This window comes from Tardiphaga sp. P4_G1, assembly GCF_056401215.1.
Genome location: NZ_JBFUJU010000016.1, coordinates 75,784 through 90,988, shown reverse-complemented (window position 1 = coordinate 90,988; position 15,205 = coordinate 75,784). Strand labels below are relative to the sequence as shown.

Below are 15,205 nucleotides of genomic sequence, written 5' to 3'. Positions count from 1 at the left end.
CCGCCAACGGGCGAATGGACGATGTTCTCCATGTCGGACGGCGATGGCGCCGCCCCAGATCAAATGGAGAGCATCATGACCCGTAAACTCGAAGGCAAAATCGCAGTCGTCACCGGTGGCAGCGCCGGCATCGGTCTGGCCGCCGCGCAGCGTTTTATCGACGAAGGCGCCACCGTGTTCATCACCGGCCGCCGCCAGGCCGAGCTCGATGCCGCCGTGAAGCAGCTCGGACCGAAGGCCGTCGGCGTACAGGCGGACGCTGCCAAGCTCGCCGATCTCGCGCATTTGTTCGATACGGTGAAGGCTGCCAAGGGCAAGATCGACGTGCTGTTCGCCAATGCCGGCGGCTATGAATTGAGCGCGTTCGGCCAGATCACCGAAGACGTCTATGACAAGATGTTCGACATCAATGTGAAGGGCGTTTTGTTCACGGTGCAGCAGGCATTGCCGCTGCTCTCCGACGGCGCCTCGGTGGTTCTCACCGGCTCGGTGTCGGGATCGAAGGGCATGGAGTCCTTCAGCGTCTACAACGCCACCAAGGCAGCGATCCGCTCGTTCGCGCGCAGCTGGACCTCGGACCTCAAGGCGCGCAAAATTCGCGTGAATGTCGTCAGCCCCGGACCGATCCAGACCCCCGGCCTCGACGTCTTCGCCAATGACGATGTGAAGGGCTACCTCAAGACCATCGTGCCGCTCGGCCGTCTCGGTACCGCGGACGAAGTCGCGAAGGCGGTTCTGTTCCTGGCATCGGACGATTCCAGCTTCGTCGCCGGCGCAGAATTGTTCGTCGACGGTGGTCTCGCTCAGATCTGACGATGGGCTTGGCAGAGCAGGAAGGCGCCGCGGATGCGGCGTCTTCTCGTGTCAGAAACTGTGCATGTGTGCGCTGGCGCGATACTCGCTCGCCATCAGCTCTTCGTTTTCAGCAACCTGAATCCACGAGATGGCGAGTTGTAGCAATGCACGAATTTTGCGTGGGTCAGCTTCCACGCTGGCGCGCTGGCTGAGTGCCGACGCCTTGCGGCGATATTCCAGTGACGCGCGCGTAAATGTCGAAGACTCGACCTGCGGCGTCCAATTCATCTGTCCCATAACTGGGAATTCCTGTGAGCAAGACAACGGTAGCTTACCGTGCCTCACCAGTTATCCCACTACGGAAACAGTTAGAATTAGAATAGATCGAAAAGCGAGACCCGTTACTTGATTAACTCAGCTTTCGCTGGGCAGCATGTCGAGTTGCATCTTGCCGCTGTACCAATGGAAGAAGGGCAGCGGCGCGTCGTGACGGAGCGGGCCGGTGGCGAGACGCTGCTGCAATTGATTGAGCACGTTCTTCGTCATTGCGTGCGCGTCGGCGAGATGTGCGGAGCCGAGTTCGACCCAGACCAGTTCCACCAATTCGGCATCGGCATGCACGACGCCCTCGACGCGATGCGCGATCGACGATGCATCCGCTGTGAAGAAACGTGTATCGAAGCGCTTGATACGGCCGGGTGGTGTGATGGCGCGCGCAATCAGAAACAGGCCTGAGGGATCGGGCAGGAGACCTGCATCGCTAAAAGCCTCCCATACGCCGGGGAGCTTCCTGGTCGCGCCATCAACCTTGCGGCCGAGGCAGAGGCCGGTTTCTTCGCAGGCTTCGCGGATCGCGGCGACAGCGAGCGAACGCGCGCGCGACGGCGGCGTCTTCGGGCTGCCTTTCATCAGGTTGGCTTCAAGCTCCGGCGGCAAAGGTGCAGCCACCGGAATCTTGTTGTCCGTGGTGTCGACACTGCCGCCGGGGAACACGAACTTGCCTGGCATGAACACGACCTTGTCGTGACGCTTGCCCACAAGCACTTTCGGAATCGGGCCAGAGCGATCGACCAGCATCAGGGTCGCAGCGTCGCGCGGACGCTTATAGGGATGGTGGTCGGCTTCCTTGCCGATCTCGACTGCGTCGCTCATTCCGTCTCCTGAAATTCTTCTTATTACGTGCTGTTCAAGGGGACGGAGAACGTATCAGTCAGCCGGGCCGTCGCCAAATCCATGCATGCGGAATGCCCACTGCAATCCCACCACGGCGCCCTTGACCGGTTGCAGCAGCAACAGCGACGCGATCAGCGTGATCGGCAGGTAGATCGCAAGTTGCAGCGCGACCGATGGCGAGTAGTTGGTCTCGATCCACAATGCGATCGGCACGACGATGTGACCGACGATGACGATCACGAGATAGGCGGGAAGATCATCGGCGCGGTGTGCAGAGAAATCCTGTCCGCACTTGTCGCAGTGATCGGCGGTCTTCAGGAAGGCGCGAAACATCTTGCCTTCGCCGCAGTTCGGGCAGCGGCAGGCGAAGCCGCGCTTCATCGCGGTCCACACATTGCGTTTGGCGGAGGAATCCAGCGTCGCGCTCCAGATCTTCGGTGTGGTCAATGTCATCATGACGTTACCCCTTTTTCGGCTTGCCGGGGTTACCACCGGCGCGAGCCTTGTCAGCTTTGGCCGCCTGCCGCGCGTTGCGACCGGGTTTGGCCTTCTTGGGCGCCTTGAGCTTCTTCGACGATTTGAACTTCGTCGCACCAGAAGGCTTGGCACCCGGATGACGCGGCCGGTCTGCAGCGTCATTGCTGCGGGCATGTTCGCGTCGGCGGTTCCGTGGGGCGGTATTGCCCTCGGAGAGCATTTCGAACCGCAAGGCACCTGCAACGGGGGCTGCCTCGACCAGACGGACATCGACGACGTCGCCCAACCGATGCATGGCACCACTGCGTGTACCGACGAGGGCGTGGCGAGCTTCGTCATAGTTGAAGTATTCGGTGCCCAACGTGCGGATCGGGATCAGGCCATCGGCGCCGGTCTCGGTCAATCGGACAAAGAGTCCAGCCCTGGTGACACCGGAGATCCGGCCCCGGAAGGTGGCGCCGATCTTGTCGGCCAAAAAGTGCGCGATCAGCCGGTCGGACGTCTCGCGCTCGGCCTTCATGGCCCGGCGTTCGGTGGCCGAAATCTGCGCCGAGATTTCGCTCAGCGTTTCCACGGTTTCGGTCTCGGGCAGTGCGCCTTCGCCAAGCCCGAGCGCACGGATCAGTGCGCGATGCACGATCAGATCTGCGTATCGCCTGATAGGCGAAGTAAAATGCGCGTAGCGGCGCAGGTTCAGACCGAAATGTCCGTAATTCTCGGCGGCATATTCCGCCTGGRCTTGCGAGCGCAAAACCACTTCATTCACCAGCGGTTCGGAATCCTGACCTTTGACCTGTGACAGCACCCGGTTGAATACCGATGGCCGCAATGCGCCCGCTTTGGCGAACGGCATGTCGAGGGTCTTGAGGAATTCCTGCAGGTTGTGAACCTTCTCCACCGAAGGCTCATCATGTACCCGATAGATAAGCGGCAGAGCCTTCTTTTCAAGCGTTTCGGCTGCGGCGACGTTGGCCAGGATCATGAACTCTTCGATGAGCTTATGCGCGTCGAGCCGCTCCGGTACGATGACGCGATCGACGATACCGTCCTTCTTCAGCAGGATTTTTCGCTCGGGGATATCGAGGTCGAGCGGATCGCGTTCGTCGCGCGCGAGCTTGACCTGCGCATAGGCCGCATAGAGCGGCTTCAGGATCGGTTCGAGCAACGGGCCGGTAGTATCGTCGGGATGGCCATCGATGGCGGCCTGCGCCTGTGCGTAATTCAGCTTGGCCGCCGAGCGCATCAGGATGCGATGGAACGTGTGCGACTTCTTGCGGCCATCGACTGATATCACCATGCGCACGGCGAGGGCGCCGCGCGGTTCGCCCGGCACCAGCGAACACAGGTCGTTGGAGATGCGCTCCGGCAGCATCGGCACGACGCGGTCGGGGAAATAGACGGAGTTGCCACGGATCAGTGCGTCGCGATCCAGCGCAGAGCCGGGACGCACATAGAAAGCGACATCGGCGATGGCGACGGTGACGATGTATCCACCTGCATTGTGCGGATCGGGATCGAGTTCGGCATAGACGGCGTCGTCATGATCCTTGGCGTCTGGTGGATCGATGGTGACCAGCGGCACGTCGCGCCAGTCTTCACGCCCCTGCAATGTCGCAGGCTGCGCGGCTTCCGCTTCCTTCAGCGCATCGCGGGAGAACGCCTGCGGGATATCGTGCGAGTGGATCGCGATCAGGCTGACCGCTTTCTCGGAGGAGAGCGAACCGAGCCGTTCCTTCACCTTGCCGGAGCCGAGGCCATAGCCACGCGTGCGAATGAGATCCACACTGACGAGATCGCCATCCTCGGCGCCGTTGGCATCGGATGCCGCGATGTTGAGTTCGCGCCCGGCCTGTTTCTTGTCGACCGGGATCAATCGTCCGCCGCCATTCGGCAGCGCGCGATATATGCCGAGCAGGCGCGTGCGGGCACCTTCGAGCACCCGAACGACGCGGCCCTGATAGCTGGCTAATTCGCCATCGTTCTCGATCTTCTCGATGCGCAACAATGCGCGGTCACCAACACCTGCCGCGGTGCCGGGCAGGGGACGGCGCGGCGTATGAATGCGAATTTTCGGTACGACGCCGTCTGCCTCGTCCCATTCGACGGGCGTGGCGATCAACTCGCCATCGGCATCCCTGGAGGTGATGTCGACGAGCACGGTGGGTGGCAGCGCTGCGGGCTCGCGCACGCTGCGGCCCTTTTTGGCGATGGCGCCTTCGTCGGCGAGTTCGCGCAGTATGCGCTTGAGCTCGACACGGGCGGCGTTCTTCAGTCCGAATTCACGCGCGATCTCGCGGGTGCCGATCTTGCCGGGATACGCGCGAACGAACGCGACGATGGCATCCCTGGTTGGAAAGCTGCTGTCACGTTTCTTGTTCACAATTGTCCGTTCTAGCCAGCGCTTTTCTTCGCGACCGTTTTCGCGGCCTTCTTCTTGGCAGGCGATGTCTTCGCCTTCACCGGCGCGCGCGCCTTGCTGGCGGCAGCCGTTTCAGCCTTGGGTTTAGCTGCGGCTTTCTTCGCAACGGCCTTCTTGGCCGCCGGCTTCTTCTCGGCCGCGTCGGCCTTCTTGGCGACGGCCTTCTTCGCCGGTGCTTTCTTGGCGCCGCGCTTCGGCTTGATGCCGCCCTTGGCCACACGCTCGTCGATCAGCGCGATGGCCTCTTCGAGCGTGATCGTTTCCTGGGTCTTGTCGCTCGGGATCGTTGCATTGACGCCGCCCGCGGTGACATAGGCGCCGTAACGCCCGCCCTTCACGGCGACGCCGCCGAGGGTCGGATGGTCGCCGAGCGGCTTGCCGGGATCGGCGCCGAAACGACGGCCTGATGGGCCCTTGGCGATTTTCTCGGCGATCAGCGTGACCGCGCGGTTGAGGCCGATATCGAACACCTCGTCGCCGGCGTCGAGGCTGGCATAGGTCTTCTCATGTTTCACGAACGGCCCGAAACGGCCGAGGCCTGCGGTGATCGGCTCGCCGGTCTCCGGGTGCTTGCCGATCTCGCGCGGCAGCGACAGGAGCTTGAGTGCCAGATCGAGTTCGACATCGCTGGGCGACGTGTTCTTCGGAATGCCGGCGCGCTTCGGCTTCTCGCCTTCTTCGTAATCCTTGGCGTCGCCAAGCTGGATATAGGGCCCGAAACGCCCGGCCTTCACCGCGACTTCGAGACCTGACACCGGATCGGGGCCGAGCACGCGATCGGCGTTGGCACCGCTATCGGCGGCGAGCGGACGCGTGTAGCGGCATTCCGGATAATTCGTGCAGCCGACGAAGGCGCCGAACTTGCCGGCCTTCAGATTGAGACGACCGGTGCCGCAGGTCGGGCACTGGCGCGGATCGCCGCCGTCTTCGCGCGGGGCGTAGATGTGCGGGCCGAGCATCTCGTCGAGCGCATCCAGCACCTGCGCCACGCGCAGATCCTTGATCTCGTTCACGGCGCCGATGAAGTCGGTCCAGAAATCCTTGAGCACCTGCTGCCAGGAAATCTCGTTGTTGGAGATCCTGTCGAGGTTCTCTTCCAGCGCTGCGGTGAAATCGTATTCCACATATTTGGCGAAGAAGTTTTCGAGGAAGGCGACGACGACGCGGCCCTTGTCCTCGCCGTACAGGCGCTTCTTTTCGAGACGAACGTAGCCGCGATCCTTCAGCACCTGCAGGATCGATGCATAGGTCGAGGGACGGCCGATGCCGAGCTCTTCCATGCGCTTGACCAGCGAGGCTTCCGAGAAGCGCGGTGGCGGTTCGGTGAAATGCTGGGTAACCGCGAGGTTCTCTTTCTTCAGCGCTTCACCTTCGCTCATGGCGGGCAGGCGGCGTGAATCTTCATCCTCGGCGTCGTCGTCCTTGCCTTCCTGATAGACCGCAAGGAAACCATCGAACTTCACGACCTGACCGGTGGCGCGCAATTCGAGCAGGCGCGAACCTGCCTTGGCAGCGATATCGACGGTGGTGCGCTCCATCTCGGCGGATTCCATCTGGCTGGCGATGGTGCGCATCCAGATCAATTCATAGAGCCGCGACTGATCGCTATCGAGACGGCCGCGCAGGCTCGCCGGGCGACGCGACATATCGGTCGGACGGATCGCTTCGTGCGCTTCCTGCGCGTTCTTGGCCTTGCTCGTATATTGCCGCGCGGCGTCCGGCACATATTGCTTGCCGTAGTCTTCGCCGATGACAGAGCGAGCCTGAGTGATGGCGGAGGGGTCGATCTGCACGCCGTCGGTTCGCATATAGGTGATGAGACCGGTGGTTTCGCCGCCGATGTCGATGCCTTCATAGAGACGCTGCGCAATGCGCATGGTGTGCGCCGGCGCGAAGCCGAGCTTGCGGCTGGCTTCCTGCTGCAGCGTCGAGGTCGTGAACGGCGCTTGCGGATTGCGGCGCGCGGGTTTTGCGTCGACCGTGGAGACCATGAAGTTGGCGGCTTCGATGGCCTTCTTGAAGTCCTCGGCTTCGGCGCCGGTGCCGATATCGAGACGCTGGATCTTCTTGCCGTCAGCGCCGACCAGGCGGGCTTCGAAACTCTCGCCGCGCGGCGTCGCCAGCGTGGTCACCAGCGACCAGTATTCGCGCGGGATGAACTTCTCGATTTCCTGCTCGCGGTCGCAGACCAGGCGCAGCGCGACCGATTGCACGCGGCCGGCGGAGCGGGCGCCGGGCAGCTTGCGCCACAGCACAGGAGAAAGCGTAAAGCCCACCAGATAATCGAGTGCACGGCGCGCCATATAGGCGTCGACCAGTGCGCCATCGATCTCGCGTGGGTTCTTCATCGCGTCGGTGACGGCCTGCTTGGTGATCGCGTTGAACACCACGCGTTCGATTTTCTGGTCCTTCAGGGCGCGCTTCTGCTTGAGGACTTCGAGCACGTGCCAGGAGATCGCTTCGCCTTCGCGATCAGGGTCGGTCGCGAGAATGAGCTTGTCGGCGCCTTTGACGGCCTTGGCGATGTCGTTCAGCCGGCTGGCGGCCTTGGGGTCGATCTCCCAGATCATCTGGAAATTGGCGTCGGGATCGACCGATCCGTTCTTGGCGGGAAGGTCGCGGACATGGCCGAACGACGCCAGGACCTCATAGTCCTTGCCCAGATACTTGTTGATCGTCTTGGCCTTTGAAGGCGACTCGACAATGACGAGATTCATGTGATTCCAATAACTTACAGGGGGAATCCGGCTTGGGTCTGCGAGAGTCGCGCCAGCCGTTTCGCGGCGAACATGGGTGCGAAGGGGTCTCGTGTCAAATCGTGAGTTGTTGATGGCCACGCCTGTTGGTTCCCAATCACTTACCAAGGGTTGTAAAATGCAACCATTGGGGGTATGATTTGATGCTTCGTTGGTGCTGATTTCGCCCGGACTGCCCGGGTAGGGAATGCCTATGACACCGCCCATTCCGGACGATCAGGCGCAGGGCGATGGCGGGCCCGAGGAGGCGGCTCTTTATATAAAGAGTGCGGTCCGCGATCTGTCGCGGATGGCGCGCCGCCATCGCCACGACATGCTCGCTTACCTGCTCGACATGGCGCATCTCGAAACCGAGGAGATCCTGCGGCTGTGTGACTTGCGCAAGCCGTCAGGCCGTTGAGGGCACAATCGTGGTGTCGCCATAGCCGAGCAGCCTGCCGTCGGCCGCATGCAGTTCCAGCTTCTTGATCTGCTTGCCACGCTTGCGATCGACCATGATGGTCGTCGGTTCGCCGGGCTTGAACGCATAATCCTCGCCCCACTGGCGCAGCGCCACCATGATTGGATGAACCGCCTGGCCTTTCGGGGTCAGGACATAGTCCTGATAGGCGCTGCCGTCGGCTGCCGGCTCCAGTTTCAGGATGCCGTCCTCCACGAGGGCTTTCAGCCTGACGGCGAGAATGTTCTTCGCCAGTCCGAGACTCTTCTGGAATTCGCCGAAGCGCCGGGCGCCCAGCATGGCGTCGCGGATGATCATCATCGTCCAGCAGTCGCCGATCACCTCCATGGAGCGGGCGACGGGGCAGGTGGAGTCCTTGAGACTGGTGCGTTTGGCCATGCGACTTTCCAGCGGCGGGAAAAAGAAATGCAGTGATTAGCGGACATGTGGTTGCATTATGAAACCATCCGCCCTAAATGGCAATGTGGTTTTAAAAAGCAACCACTTGATCATCAGGAGATCACCATGCGTTTGGCGAACAAGACGGCGCTCATCACGGGCGGCAATAGCGGTATTGGACTGACCACGGCGAAGCTCTTCGTCGCTGAGGGCGCCAAGGTGGCCATCACTGGTCGCGACAAGGCGAGGCTCGACGCGGCGGTGGCCGAACTCGGCCCGAATGCGATCGGCATCGTGGCTGATGCGACTGACATTGCTGCCACCGAGAATGCCGTGGCCAAAGCTGTCGAGAAATTCGGCAAGCTCGACATCGTATTCGCCAATGCAGGCATCAGCGCGCATACGCCAGTGGGTGGCACCGCGCTCGATGTGTTCGAGTCCGTCTTGAAGACCAACATCACCGCCGTGTTCTTCACCGTGCAGGCGGCAGCCGCGCATCTCAACGATGGCGCGTCCATCATTCTCAACGGTTCGGTGATCTCCGTGCTCGGAAATCCCGGCTATGCTGCCTATGCCGCGAGCAAGGCCGGCGTGCGCGCGATGGCCCGCGTGATGGCGTCCGAACTGTCGCCGCGCAACATCCGCGTAAACGTGGTCTCGCCGGGCGCGACCGCGACGCCGATCTGGGACCGTGTTGCGCCGACGCCGGAAGCTTTCAACGCATTCGAGAAGCGCCTGTCGCAGACCATTCCGCTCGGGCGTTTCGGCAAGCCGGAAGAAGTTGCGAAGACCGTGCTGTTTCTCGCGTCGGATGATGCATCGAACATCCAGGGCGCCGAGATTTTCGTCGATGGCGGCGTGACATCGGCCCCGGCAGGTGCACCGGCCTATCGTAGCTGAATGATCGCAACGCGCATCGTCATCCCGGGGCAGGCCGAACGCGCAGCGGACGGCATGAACCCGGGATCTCGATATGTGAATCTCATTTCGAGGTTCCTCGCCACTCCAATTGGAGTGGCTGAGGTTCGCGCATTCAGCTGCGCTGAAGACGCGCCCCGGAACGACGCGTTAGTTAAGCCGCGTGCAGATCTGTCGCTGCCTGCAAGGCACCGGCAACGGCTTTCTCGCGTAGCTCCGGTCCCATCATGATGCCGTCGGCGGCGATGAATTCGAGATTGGTGACGCCGATGAAGCCGAACACCCAGCGCAGATAGGTTTCGAGATGTTCGCCGGCAGCCGTCGGCATGTCCGCGCCGTAGAAGCCGCCGCGTGAAATGGCGACGATGACGCGCTTGCTGCCCGCGAGGCCTTCGGCACCCTTGTCGCCGTATTTGAATGTCTTGCCGGCGACGAGGATGCGATCAATCCACGCCTTGAGCTGGCTCGGAATGGTGAAGTTGTACATTGGTGCGCCGATCACCACGATATCGGCAGCAAGAAACTCCTCCAGCACGGCACTACCGGCGGCGAGATCGGGCTGAAGCGCCGCATCGGGCGCTGCGCCCTGCGCGACGGCGAGATGGGAGCCGGACAGATGCGCCAGCGGCGTGGTGGTGAGATCGCGATAGGTGGTCTCAAGGCCGGGATTGGCCTTGGCCAGCCGGTCGGTAATGGCGGCGGAAACCTGCCGGCTGACGGAGTGGGGGCCGAGAACGCTGGAATCGATATGGAGCAGTTTCATGTGGTCACCTCATGGTATTGGTTTGTAACTGACGCTACATGAGTGACTGGCCGAAACCGCACAAGAAGGCACAATTTTGAAACCCGAGCACAAAAAGGTGCCTGCTTTGCCGGCGATTCCGCATCAGGAGAGCGACTGTCGCGGCGTTGCCTCGGTGTTGGCGCGGGTCGGCGACAAATGGAGCGTGCTGGTGATCATGCTGCTCGGCGACGGTCCACGGCGCTTCAACGAGTTGAAACGGATGGTCGGCGGCATCTCGCAGCGGATGCTGACCCTGACCTTGCGCGGGCTTGAACGCGACGGTCTGGTGACGCGTACCGTGTTTCCGACCGTGCCCCCGCGTGTGGACTATGAACTCACGGATCTCGGCCGAGGCCTGAGCGATCCGGTCATAAAGCTCGGCGAATGGGCGCAGCAACATCTGCCCGATATCGACACCGCACGAAAAAACTTCGACGGGCGCAATTCGCAGGACTGAGTCCTCAGATCATCGACACCAACCCTCCGCCATGACGCTCCAGCCGTCCGGCAAGCTCGAGCTCCAGCAGCACAATGCGGACCGTGGGGGCCGACGTGCCGGCGAGGCGGATAAGATCGTCGATGCCTACCGGGCTTGGACCGAGCAATGCGATCACGCGTGCGCGGTCGCTGCTGTCTGGTTCATCGAATGACGTGACGTCATCAGGTTCACGGCTCGGCAATTCGATCGGCCGCTCCATGATCGGCGCGACCGCATTGATGACGTCGGATGCTTCGGTGACCAGCGCCGCGCCTTGCTTGATGAGGTCGTTGGTGCCGGCGGCGCGGGGATCGAGCGGCGAGCCCGGCACGGCAAACACTTCGCGGCCCTGTTCGGCGGCCATCCGCGCGGTGATCAGCGAGCCCGAGCGATGCGCCGCTTCGATCACGACGACGCCGAGCGCTGCACCCGAGATCAGGCGATTGCGACGCGGGAAATCGCGAGCACGTGGGACATGGCCGAGCGGCATCTCGGAAATCGCGCCGCCGTTGTCCACCAGGGCGAACAGCAGGCCCTCGTGTTCGGGCGGATAGATTTTGTCATGACCGCCAGCCAGCACAGCGACCGTCCCGCTGGTGGTGCTGGTGCGATGCGCGGCCTGATCGATGCCACGTGCGAGGCCCGACACGATCACGAAGCCTGCGTCGCCGAGATCGCGCGCCAGTCTCTCGGCGAACTTCAGTCCTGCGCCGGACGCATTGCGCGAGCCGACGATGGCGATCATCGGCCGCATCAGCGCATCCACTTTGCCGCGGATGCCGAGCAGCGGCGGTGCATCGTCGATCCCCGCCAATCGCGGCGGGTAGCCGGGCTCACCGGGCGCGACAAGCGCGACATCCATCTTGCGTCCGAGGTCGAGTTCACGCTGTGCGTCGTCGGCGCTGCAGATCCGGCCGGCGCGGGCAGCGCCGCCGCGGCGCGCCAGATCGGGCAGCCGCTCCAGCGCGGCGCGTGCGCTGCCGAAATGGTTGATCAGCGATCGAAAAGTACGCGGCCCCACATTGTCGCTGCGGATCAGCCGCAACCAATCGAGCCGCTGAGCGTCCGTAAGCTGTGTGCTGCCCTGTGAGATGCTGTCCAAGCCACGCTCCCCCCGTTGGAGAGCATCCATCAACTTAAGGATGCATTCAATTGACATTCGTACTTAAGGTGCGAGAGTAGGGGTGAGCCCTGATGGCTTGTGTTCAGTGATGGCAATGCTTTGGGACGTGAACAACTTCCAGCGGATCGGCGCATCGAGCAACGCCGCCGTTGGGCGTGAGTTCGAGGAAGCGGCGCAGATCTTCTTTCATTCCGAGGGCGTGCAGCTTGCGCGCAATTTCGTCGTACCCGTCGGCCACCGGCTGCAGAAGAACAAGCGCTTCGATCTCGGCAGCGCCAGCCCGCGCGTCCTGGTGGAGTGCAAGTCCTACACCTGGACAGTGTCCGGCAATCGGCCGAGCGCCAAGATCCGCGGCATGAACGAAGCCATGCTGCTGTTCGGTGCGGCGCCGCGCGACTATCGGAAGATTTTGTTCGTGCTCAAACATCTTCACCCGCATTCGAAGGTGAGTCTGATCTCACACTATATCAAGAACAACGGCCACCTGATCAGCCGCGGCGTCGAGATCTGGGAGTTCGATCTCGACGCGAAGCAGGGTGCGCGGGTGTCTTAATGTCCTCGCGTGGCGTGATCAGAATGCCGCTTGTTTCTTCGGCTACTGCATCGTCAAATTCATTAGTTCGTCGGGAAGTTCGCGCTGCGCGCACCATGCCTTGACGGTGGCGGCGAACAAGTCAGGTCGTTCACCATTCCAGGCATGGCCGACGCCCTTGGCCAGCCGCGCTTGCGAATTCGGCAGCACCTGGCGCAGCCGCGCCATTGAAGCGAGGATCAAGGGGTGTTCGTGTTCGCCCGCGGCGAGCAGCGTCGGCGTTTGAATTGCTGCCGCGTTCGCGGGAAGTGAAAACGCGCTGGCGTCGTGGCTTGCTCCGATGAAGTCTCGGATAGACAACGGCTGAAGCGATCGGCGATAGGCCTCGAACCGATCCGCTGGAATGTTCAGTGCCCGCGCGTTGAGGCGCGCAAACAGCCGGGTTTTGATCAGCGGCGCAATCGCATAGGCGGCGGCGTCGATCAGCCATCTGTTGGGGAGCGGCAACACGTTGATCCCGCTCAACACGGCCCGCTCGACGACACTGGGATGCCGCGCCAGAAGCGTCAGCCCGACATAGGCGCCGAGCGAGAGACCGACGACATGCGCGCGCCCCGACGGTACATTTTTGCGGATGATCTCCGCGACGAGATCGGCGGTCTGCTCGAACGAGCGCCACCTGACGTCATGGCTGTGCCCATGGCCCGGCAGATCGGGGATGAGACAATCGAAATCCGTCAACTGCTCGATCTGCTCCTGCCACATCCAGCCGCTGGTTCCGATTGCGTGCAGGAATACGACAGCGGGTAGGTTCGGCCTGCTTGATCTGTGTAGATGAAGCACGCGTGGAGCCTTTGCAGACTTGTCTGGTGGGAAGTGGCGCCGCGCCGGGAGATCTTGGCCGTGGATTCTGATGTTTTAATGCTGCAACTACTACTTCGCGCCGATCTTGCCTTCGGTGCCGTTCAGCAATCGCTTGATGTTCTCGCGGTGCATGAACCACAGCAGCAGCGTCAACGCGGTGGCCAGCACGGCGAGTTGCGGTGCCTTGGCCCACCACAGGAAGATCGGCGTGATGGCGCTGGCGGTCAGCGCGGAGAATGACGAGTAGCGCGAGGTGAAGGCGCAGGCGAGCCAGGCAAGGCAGAACACGATGGCGGCAGGCCAGTACAGGCCGAACATGATGCCGATATAGACGGCGACACCCTTGCCGCCCTTGAAGCCGAGCCAGACCGGGAAGAGGTGGCCCAGGAACGCGAAGAGACCGGCGATCATGGCCGGCATTGGACCACCGACGCTGCCGGCGATGATCACGGCGACGGTGCCCTTGAGGGCGTCAAGCAGCAGCGTCGCCGCTGCGAGGCCCTTGCGGCCGGTGCGCAGCACGTTGGTGGCGCCGATATTGCCCGAGCCGATGGTGCGGATGTCCTGCGTGCCGGCGAGCTTGGTCAGCACCAGCCCGAACGGAACCGAGCCGAGGAAATAACCGAGCGCGGCGGCGAATATGTAGAGAACGATCATTGGACCTCTATTCTAAGACGCGCTTCGCATTTTCGTGCTCTCAGACGCGCTCCGCTTTCGGTGCCTTTAAACGCGTGCTCCGCGTCAGACGTGCTCGTAAACGGTGCGTCCGCCAACAATAGTGCGTGCGACGCGCCCCGTGAAGCGGGCTTCGTCGAATGGAGTATTCTTGCATTGCGATTTCAGGTCCGCGGGATCCAGCACCCACGGTACATCGGCGTCAATGACAATGATGTCGGCGACAGCGCCGGGGCGCAGCGTGCCGCCGGGCAGGCCCAGCAGTTCGGCCGGGCGTGTCGACATCGCACGGATCAACTGGGTGAAGGTGAGCTCGCCATTGTGGATCAGCCGCAATCCCGCCGACAGCATTGTTTCGAGGCCGATGGCACCCGGCGCGGCTTCGGCGAATGGCAGCCGCTTGGTCTCGACATCCTGCGGATTGTGGTCGGACATGATGACGTCGATTAATCCTGACGCGACGGCCTCGACCAGCGCGCGGCGGTTCTCTTCGGTGCGGAGCGGCGGCGACAATTTGAGATAGGAGCGATAGGGCCCGATGTCGTTTTCGTTCAACGTCAGGTGATTGATCGACGCGGAGGCGCTGACACGCAAGCCGGCGTCGCGGGCACGCTTCAGGATCTCGATGGATTCGATGCAGGTCAGTGAGGCCGCATGGTAGCGCCCGCCGGTGAGGGCGACGAGACGCATGTCGCGCTCCAGCATGATGGCTTCGGCGGCATTGGGAATGCCCATCAGGCCGAGCCGTGACGCGCGCTCGCCTTCATTCATCACGCCTTCGCCGACGAGGTCGGGATCCTCGGTGTAATGCACGATCAGCGCGTCGAAATCGCGCGCATAGGTCAGCGCACGGCGCATGATTTGCGCGTTGGTGATGCTCTTGTCGGCATCTGTGAAAGCGACGGCGCCGGCCGCTTTCAGCAGCCCGATCTCGGTCATCTCATGGCCTTCGAGGCCCTTGGTCAGGGCGGCCATCGGATGGATGTTGACGATGGCGGTGTCGCGGGCGCGCCGCAGCACGAAGTCGACTGTGGCGGAATTGTCGATGGTCGGCGAGGTATCCGGCTGGCAGATGATGGTGGTGATGCCGCCAGCTGCGGCTGCACGGCTGGCAGAGGCGAAAGTCTCGCGGTGGCTGGCGCCGGGCTCGCCGACGAAAGCGCGCATGTCGACGAGGCCGGGGGCCACGACCTTGCCGACGCAATTGATGATGTCGGTGCCTTCAGGCACACCGGCCGCGCCGATGCCACGGCGGGCATCGCGGATCACGCCGTCGGCGATCAGGACGTCACCGACGCCGTCGAGATCGCTGGATGGATCGATCAGGTGCGCATTGGCGAGGAGGATAGGGCGGCGATCTGTCAGCATGGGCA

At 62.5% G+C, this 15,205-nt stretch carries 16 protein-coding genes; 5 read left to right on the top strand and 11 right to left on the bottom strand.

The genetic code is table 11. From position 1 onward, the window contains the following. Positions 1-75 precede the first annotated feature (75 nt). The gene (locus AC1DUY_RS29270; RefSeq protein WP_089264610.1) at positions 76-813 is read left to right on the top strand and encodes an SDR family oxidoreductase; all 738 of its coding nucleotides are present in this window, start codon (positions 76-78) and stop codon (positions 811-813) included. A 51-nt stretch (positions 814-864) separates the two neighbouring features. On the opposite strand, the gene AC1DUY_RS29265 is transcribed toward AC1DUY_RS29270, so the two are convergent. The 5 genes from AC1DUY_RS29265 to topA all read right to left on the bottom strand — a co-directional run bounded on the left by AC1DUY_RS29265 (position 865) and on the right by topA (position 7,581). Further along, a complete protein-coding gene (locus AC1DUY_RS29265; RefSeq protein ID WP_092144352.1) occupies positions 865-1,092 on the bottom strand; it encodes a hypothetical protein in 228 nt (75 codons plus the stop codon). Between the two features lie 117 nt (positions 1,093-1,209). After that, positions 1,210-1,947, bottom strand: coding sequence for an NUDIX hydrolase (locus AC1DUY_RS29260; RefSeq protein WP_184517759.1), 738 nt, complete (start codon positions 1,945-1,947; stop codon positions 1,210-1,212). 54 nt (positions 1,948-2,001) lie between these two features. After that, positions 2,002-2,424, bottom strand: a complete 423-nt coding sequence (locus tag AC1DUY_RS29255; RefSeq protein ID WP_089263757.1) for a DUF983 domain-containing protein — start codon at positions 2,422-2,424, stop codon at positions 2,002-2,004. Positions 2,425-2,428: 4 nt separating this feature from the next. Further along, positions 2,429-4,825, bottom strand: a complete 2,397-nt coding sequence (rnr, locus tag AC1DUY_RS29250; RefSeq protein WP_478118866.1) for a ribonuclease R — start codon at positions 4,823-4,825, stop codon at positions 2,429-2,431. A gap of 11 nt (positions 4,826-4,836) precedes the next feature. Then, positions 4,837-7,581: a type I DNA topoisomerase gene (gene topA / locus AC1DUY_RS29245; RefSeq protein WP_478118864.1), complete on the bottom strand. Its 2,745-nt coding sequence runs from the start codon at positions 7,579-7,581 to the stop codon at positions 4,837-4,839. A gap of 232 nt (positions 7,582-7,813) precedes the next feature. Between topA and AC1DUY_RS29240 the strand changes: the two genes are divergently transcribed. Continuing rightward, the gene (locus tag AC1DUY_RS29240) at positions 7,814-8,020 is read left to right on the top strand and encodes a hypothetical protein (protein WP_441229956.1); all 207 of its coding nucleotides are present in this window, start codon (positions 7,814-7,816) and stop codon (positions 8,018-8,020) included. On the opposite strand, the gene AC1DUY_RS29235 is transcribed toward AC1DUY_RS29240, so the two are convergent. Next, positions 8,009-8,458 carry a winged helix-turn-helix transcriptional regulator gene (locus AC1DUY_RS29235; RefSeq protein ID WP_441229955.1) on the bottom strand — a complete coding sequence of 150 codons (450 nt, stop codon included), beginning with the start codon at positions 8,456-8,458 and terminating at the stop codon, positions 8,009-8,011. The two genes, AC1DUY_RS29240 and AC1DUY_RS29235, sit on opposite strands and share 12 nt — an antisense overlap. 126 nt (positions 8,459-8,584) lie before the next feature. On the opposite strand from AC1DUY_RS29235, the gene AC1DUY_RS29230 reads away from it, so the two are divergent. After that, the gene (locus AC1DUY_RS29230) at positions 8,585-9,358 is read left to right on the top strand and encodes a glucose 1-dehydrogenase (RefSeq protein ID WP_120292057.1); all 774 of its coding nucleotides are present in this window, start codon (positions 8,585-8,587) and stop codon (positions 9,356-9,358) included. A gap of 172 nt (positions 9,359-9,530) precedes the next feature. On the opposite strand, the gene AC1DUY_RS29225 is transcribed toward AC1DUY_RS29230, so the two are convergent. After that, a complete protein-coding gene (locus AC1DUY_RS29225) occupies positions 9,531-10,139 on the bottom strand; it encodes an FMN-dependent NADH-azoreductase (protein ID WP_120292059.1) in 609 nt (202 codons plus the stop codon). Between the two features lie 97 nt (positions 10,140-10,236). On the opposite strand from AC1DUY_RS29225, the gene AC1DUY_RS29220 reads away from it, so the two are divergent. Next, on the top strand, positions 10,237-10,617 hold the full coding sequence (locus AC1DUY_RS29220; RefSeq protein ID WP_439077507.1) for a winged helix-turn-helix transcriptional regulator: 381 nt from the start codon (positions 10,237-10,239) through the stop codon (positions 10,615-10,617). 4 nt (positions 10,618-10,621) lie between these two features. Here AC1DUY_RS29220 and dprA read toward each other — a convergent pair whose 3' ends face one another. Beyond that, positions 10,622-11,770 (bottom strand): DNA-processing protein DprA, encoded by a 1,149-nt coding sequence (gene dprA / locus AC1DUY_RS29215; RefSeq protein WP_478118860.1) that lies wholly within the window; start codon positions 11,768-11,770, stop codon positions 10,622-10,624. Between the two features lie 79 nt (positions 11,771-11,849). Here dprA and AC1DUY_RS29210 point away from each other — a divergent pair, with 79 nt between their 5' ends. Then, on the top strand, positions 11,850-12,314 hold the full coding sequence (locus AC1DUY_RS29210) for a hypothetical protein (RefSeq protein WP_478118858.1): 465 nt from the start codon (positions 11,850-11,852) through the stop codon (positions 12,312-12,314). Between the two features lie 42 nt (positions 12,315-12,356). Here AC1DUY_RS29210 and AC1DUY_RS29205 read toward each other — a convergent pair whose 3' ends face one another. The 3 genes from AC1DUY_RS29205 to AC1DUY_RS29195 all read right to left on the bottom strand — a co-directional run bounded on the left by AC1DUY_RS29205 (position 12,357) and on the right by AC1DUY_RS29195 (position 15,200). Continuing rightward, positions 12,357-13,058, bottom strand: coding sequence for an alpha/beta fold hydrolase (locus AC1DUY_RS29205; protein WP_478118856.1), 702 nt, complete (start codon positions 13,056-13,058; stop codon positions 12,357-12,359). A gap of 168 nt (positions 13,059-13,226) precedes the next feature. Next, positions 13,227-13,814 (bottom strand): glycerol-3-phosphate 1-O-acyltransferase PlsY, encoded by a 588-nt coding sequence (gene plsY / locus AC1DUY_RS29200; RefSeq protein ID WP_478118854.1) that lies wholly within the window; start codon positions 13,812-13,814, stop codon positions 13,227-13,229. A gap of 84 nt (positions 13,815-13,898) precedes the next feature. Then, on the bottom strand, positions 13,899-15,200 hold the full coding sequence (locus AC1DUY_RS29195; RefSeq protein ID WP_089263768.1) for a dihydroorotase: 1,302 nt from the start codon (positions 15,198-15,200) through the stop codon (positions 13,899-13,901). Between the last annotated feature and the right edge of the window lie 5 nt (positions 15,201-15,205).

Coding starts and splice junctions, on each gene's coding strand:
- AC1DUY_RS29270 (WP_089264610.1), top strand. CDS start 76: ATGACCCGTAAACTCGAAGGCAAAATCGCAGTCGTCACCGGTGGCAGC.
- AC1DUY_RS29265 (WP_092144352.1), bottom strand. CDS start 1,092: ATGGGACAGATGAATTGGACGCCGCAGGTCGAGTCTTCGACATTTACG.
- AC1DUY_RS29260 (WP_184517759.1), bottom strand. CDS start 1,947: ATGAGCGACGCAGTCGAGATCGGCAAGGAAGCCGACCACCATCCCTAT.
- AC1DUY_RS29255 (WP_089263757.1), bottom strand. CDS start 2,424: ATGATGACATTGACCACACCGAAGATCTGGAGCGCGACGCTGGATTCC.
- topA (WP_478118864.1), bottom strand. CDS start 7,581: ATGAATCTCGTCATTGTCGAGTCGCCTTCAAAGGCCAAGACGATCAAC.
- AC1DUY_RS29240 (WP_441229956.1), top strand. CDS start 7,814: ATGACACCGCCCATTCCGGACGATCAGGCGCAGGGCGATGGCGGGCCC.
- AC1DUY_RS29235 (WP_441229955.1), bottom strand. CDS start 8,458: ATGGCCAAACGCACCAGTCTCAAGGACTCCACCTGCCCCGTCGCCCGC.
- AC1DUY_RS29230 (WP_120292057.1), top strand. CDS start 8,585: ATGCGTTTGGCGAACAAGACGGCGCTCATCACGGGCGGCAATAGCGGT.
- AC1DUY_RS29225 (WP_120292059.1), bottom strand. CDS start 10,139: ATGAAACTGCTCCATATCGATTCCAGCGTTCTCGGCCCCCACTCCGTC.
- dprA (WP_478118860.1), bottom strand. CDS start 11,770: ATGGATGCTCTCCAACGGGGGGAGCGTGGCTTGGACAGCATCTCACAG.
- AC1DUY_RS29210 (WP_478118858.1), top strand. CDS start 11,850: ATGGCAATGCTTTGGGACGTGAACAACTTCCAGCGGATCGGCGCATCG.
- AC1DUY_RS29205 (WP_478118856.1), bottom strand. CDS start 13,058: ATGTGGCAGGAGCAGATCGAGCAGTTGACGGATTTCGATTGTCTCATC.
- plsY (WP_478118854.1), bottom strand. CDS start 13,814: ATGATCGTTCTCTACATATTCGCCGCCGCGCTCGGTTATTTCCTCGGC.
- AC1DUY_RS29195 (WP_089263768.1), bottom strand. CDS start 15,200: ATGCTGACAGATCGCCGCCCTATCCTCCTCGCCAATGCGCACCTGATC.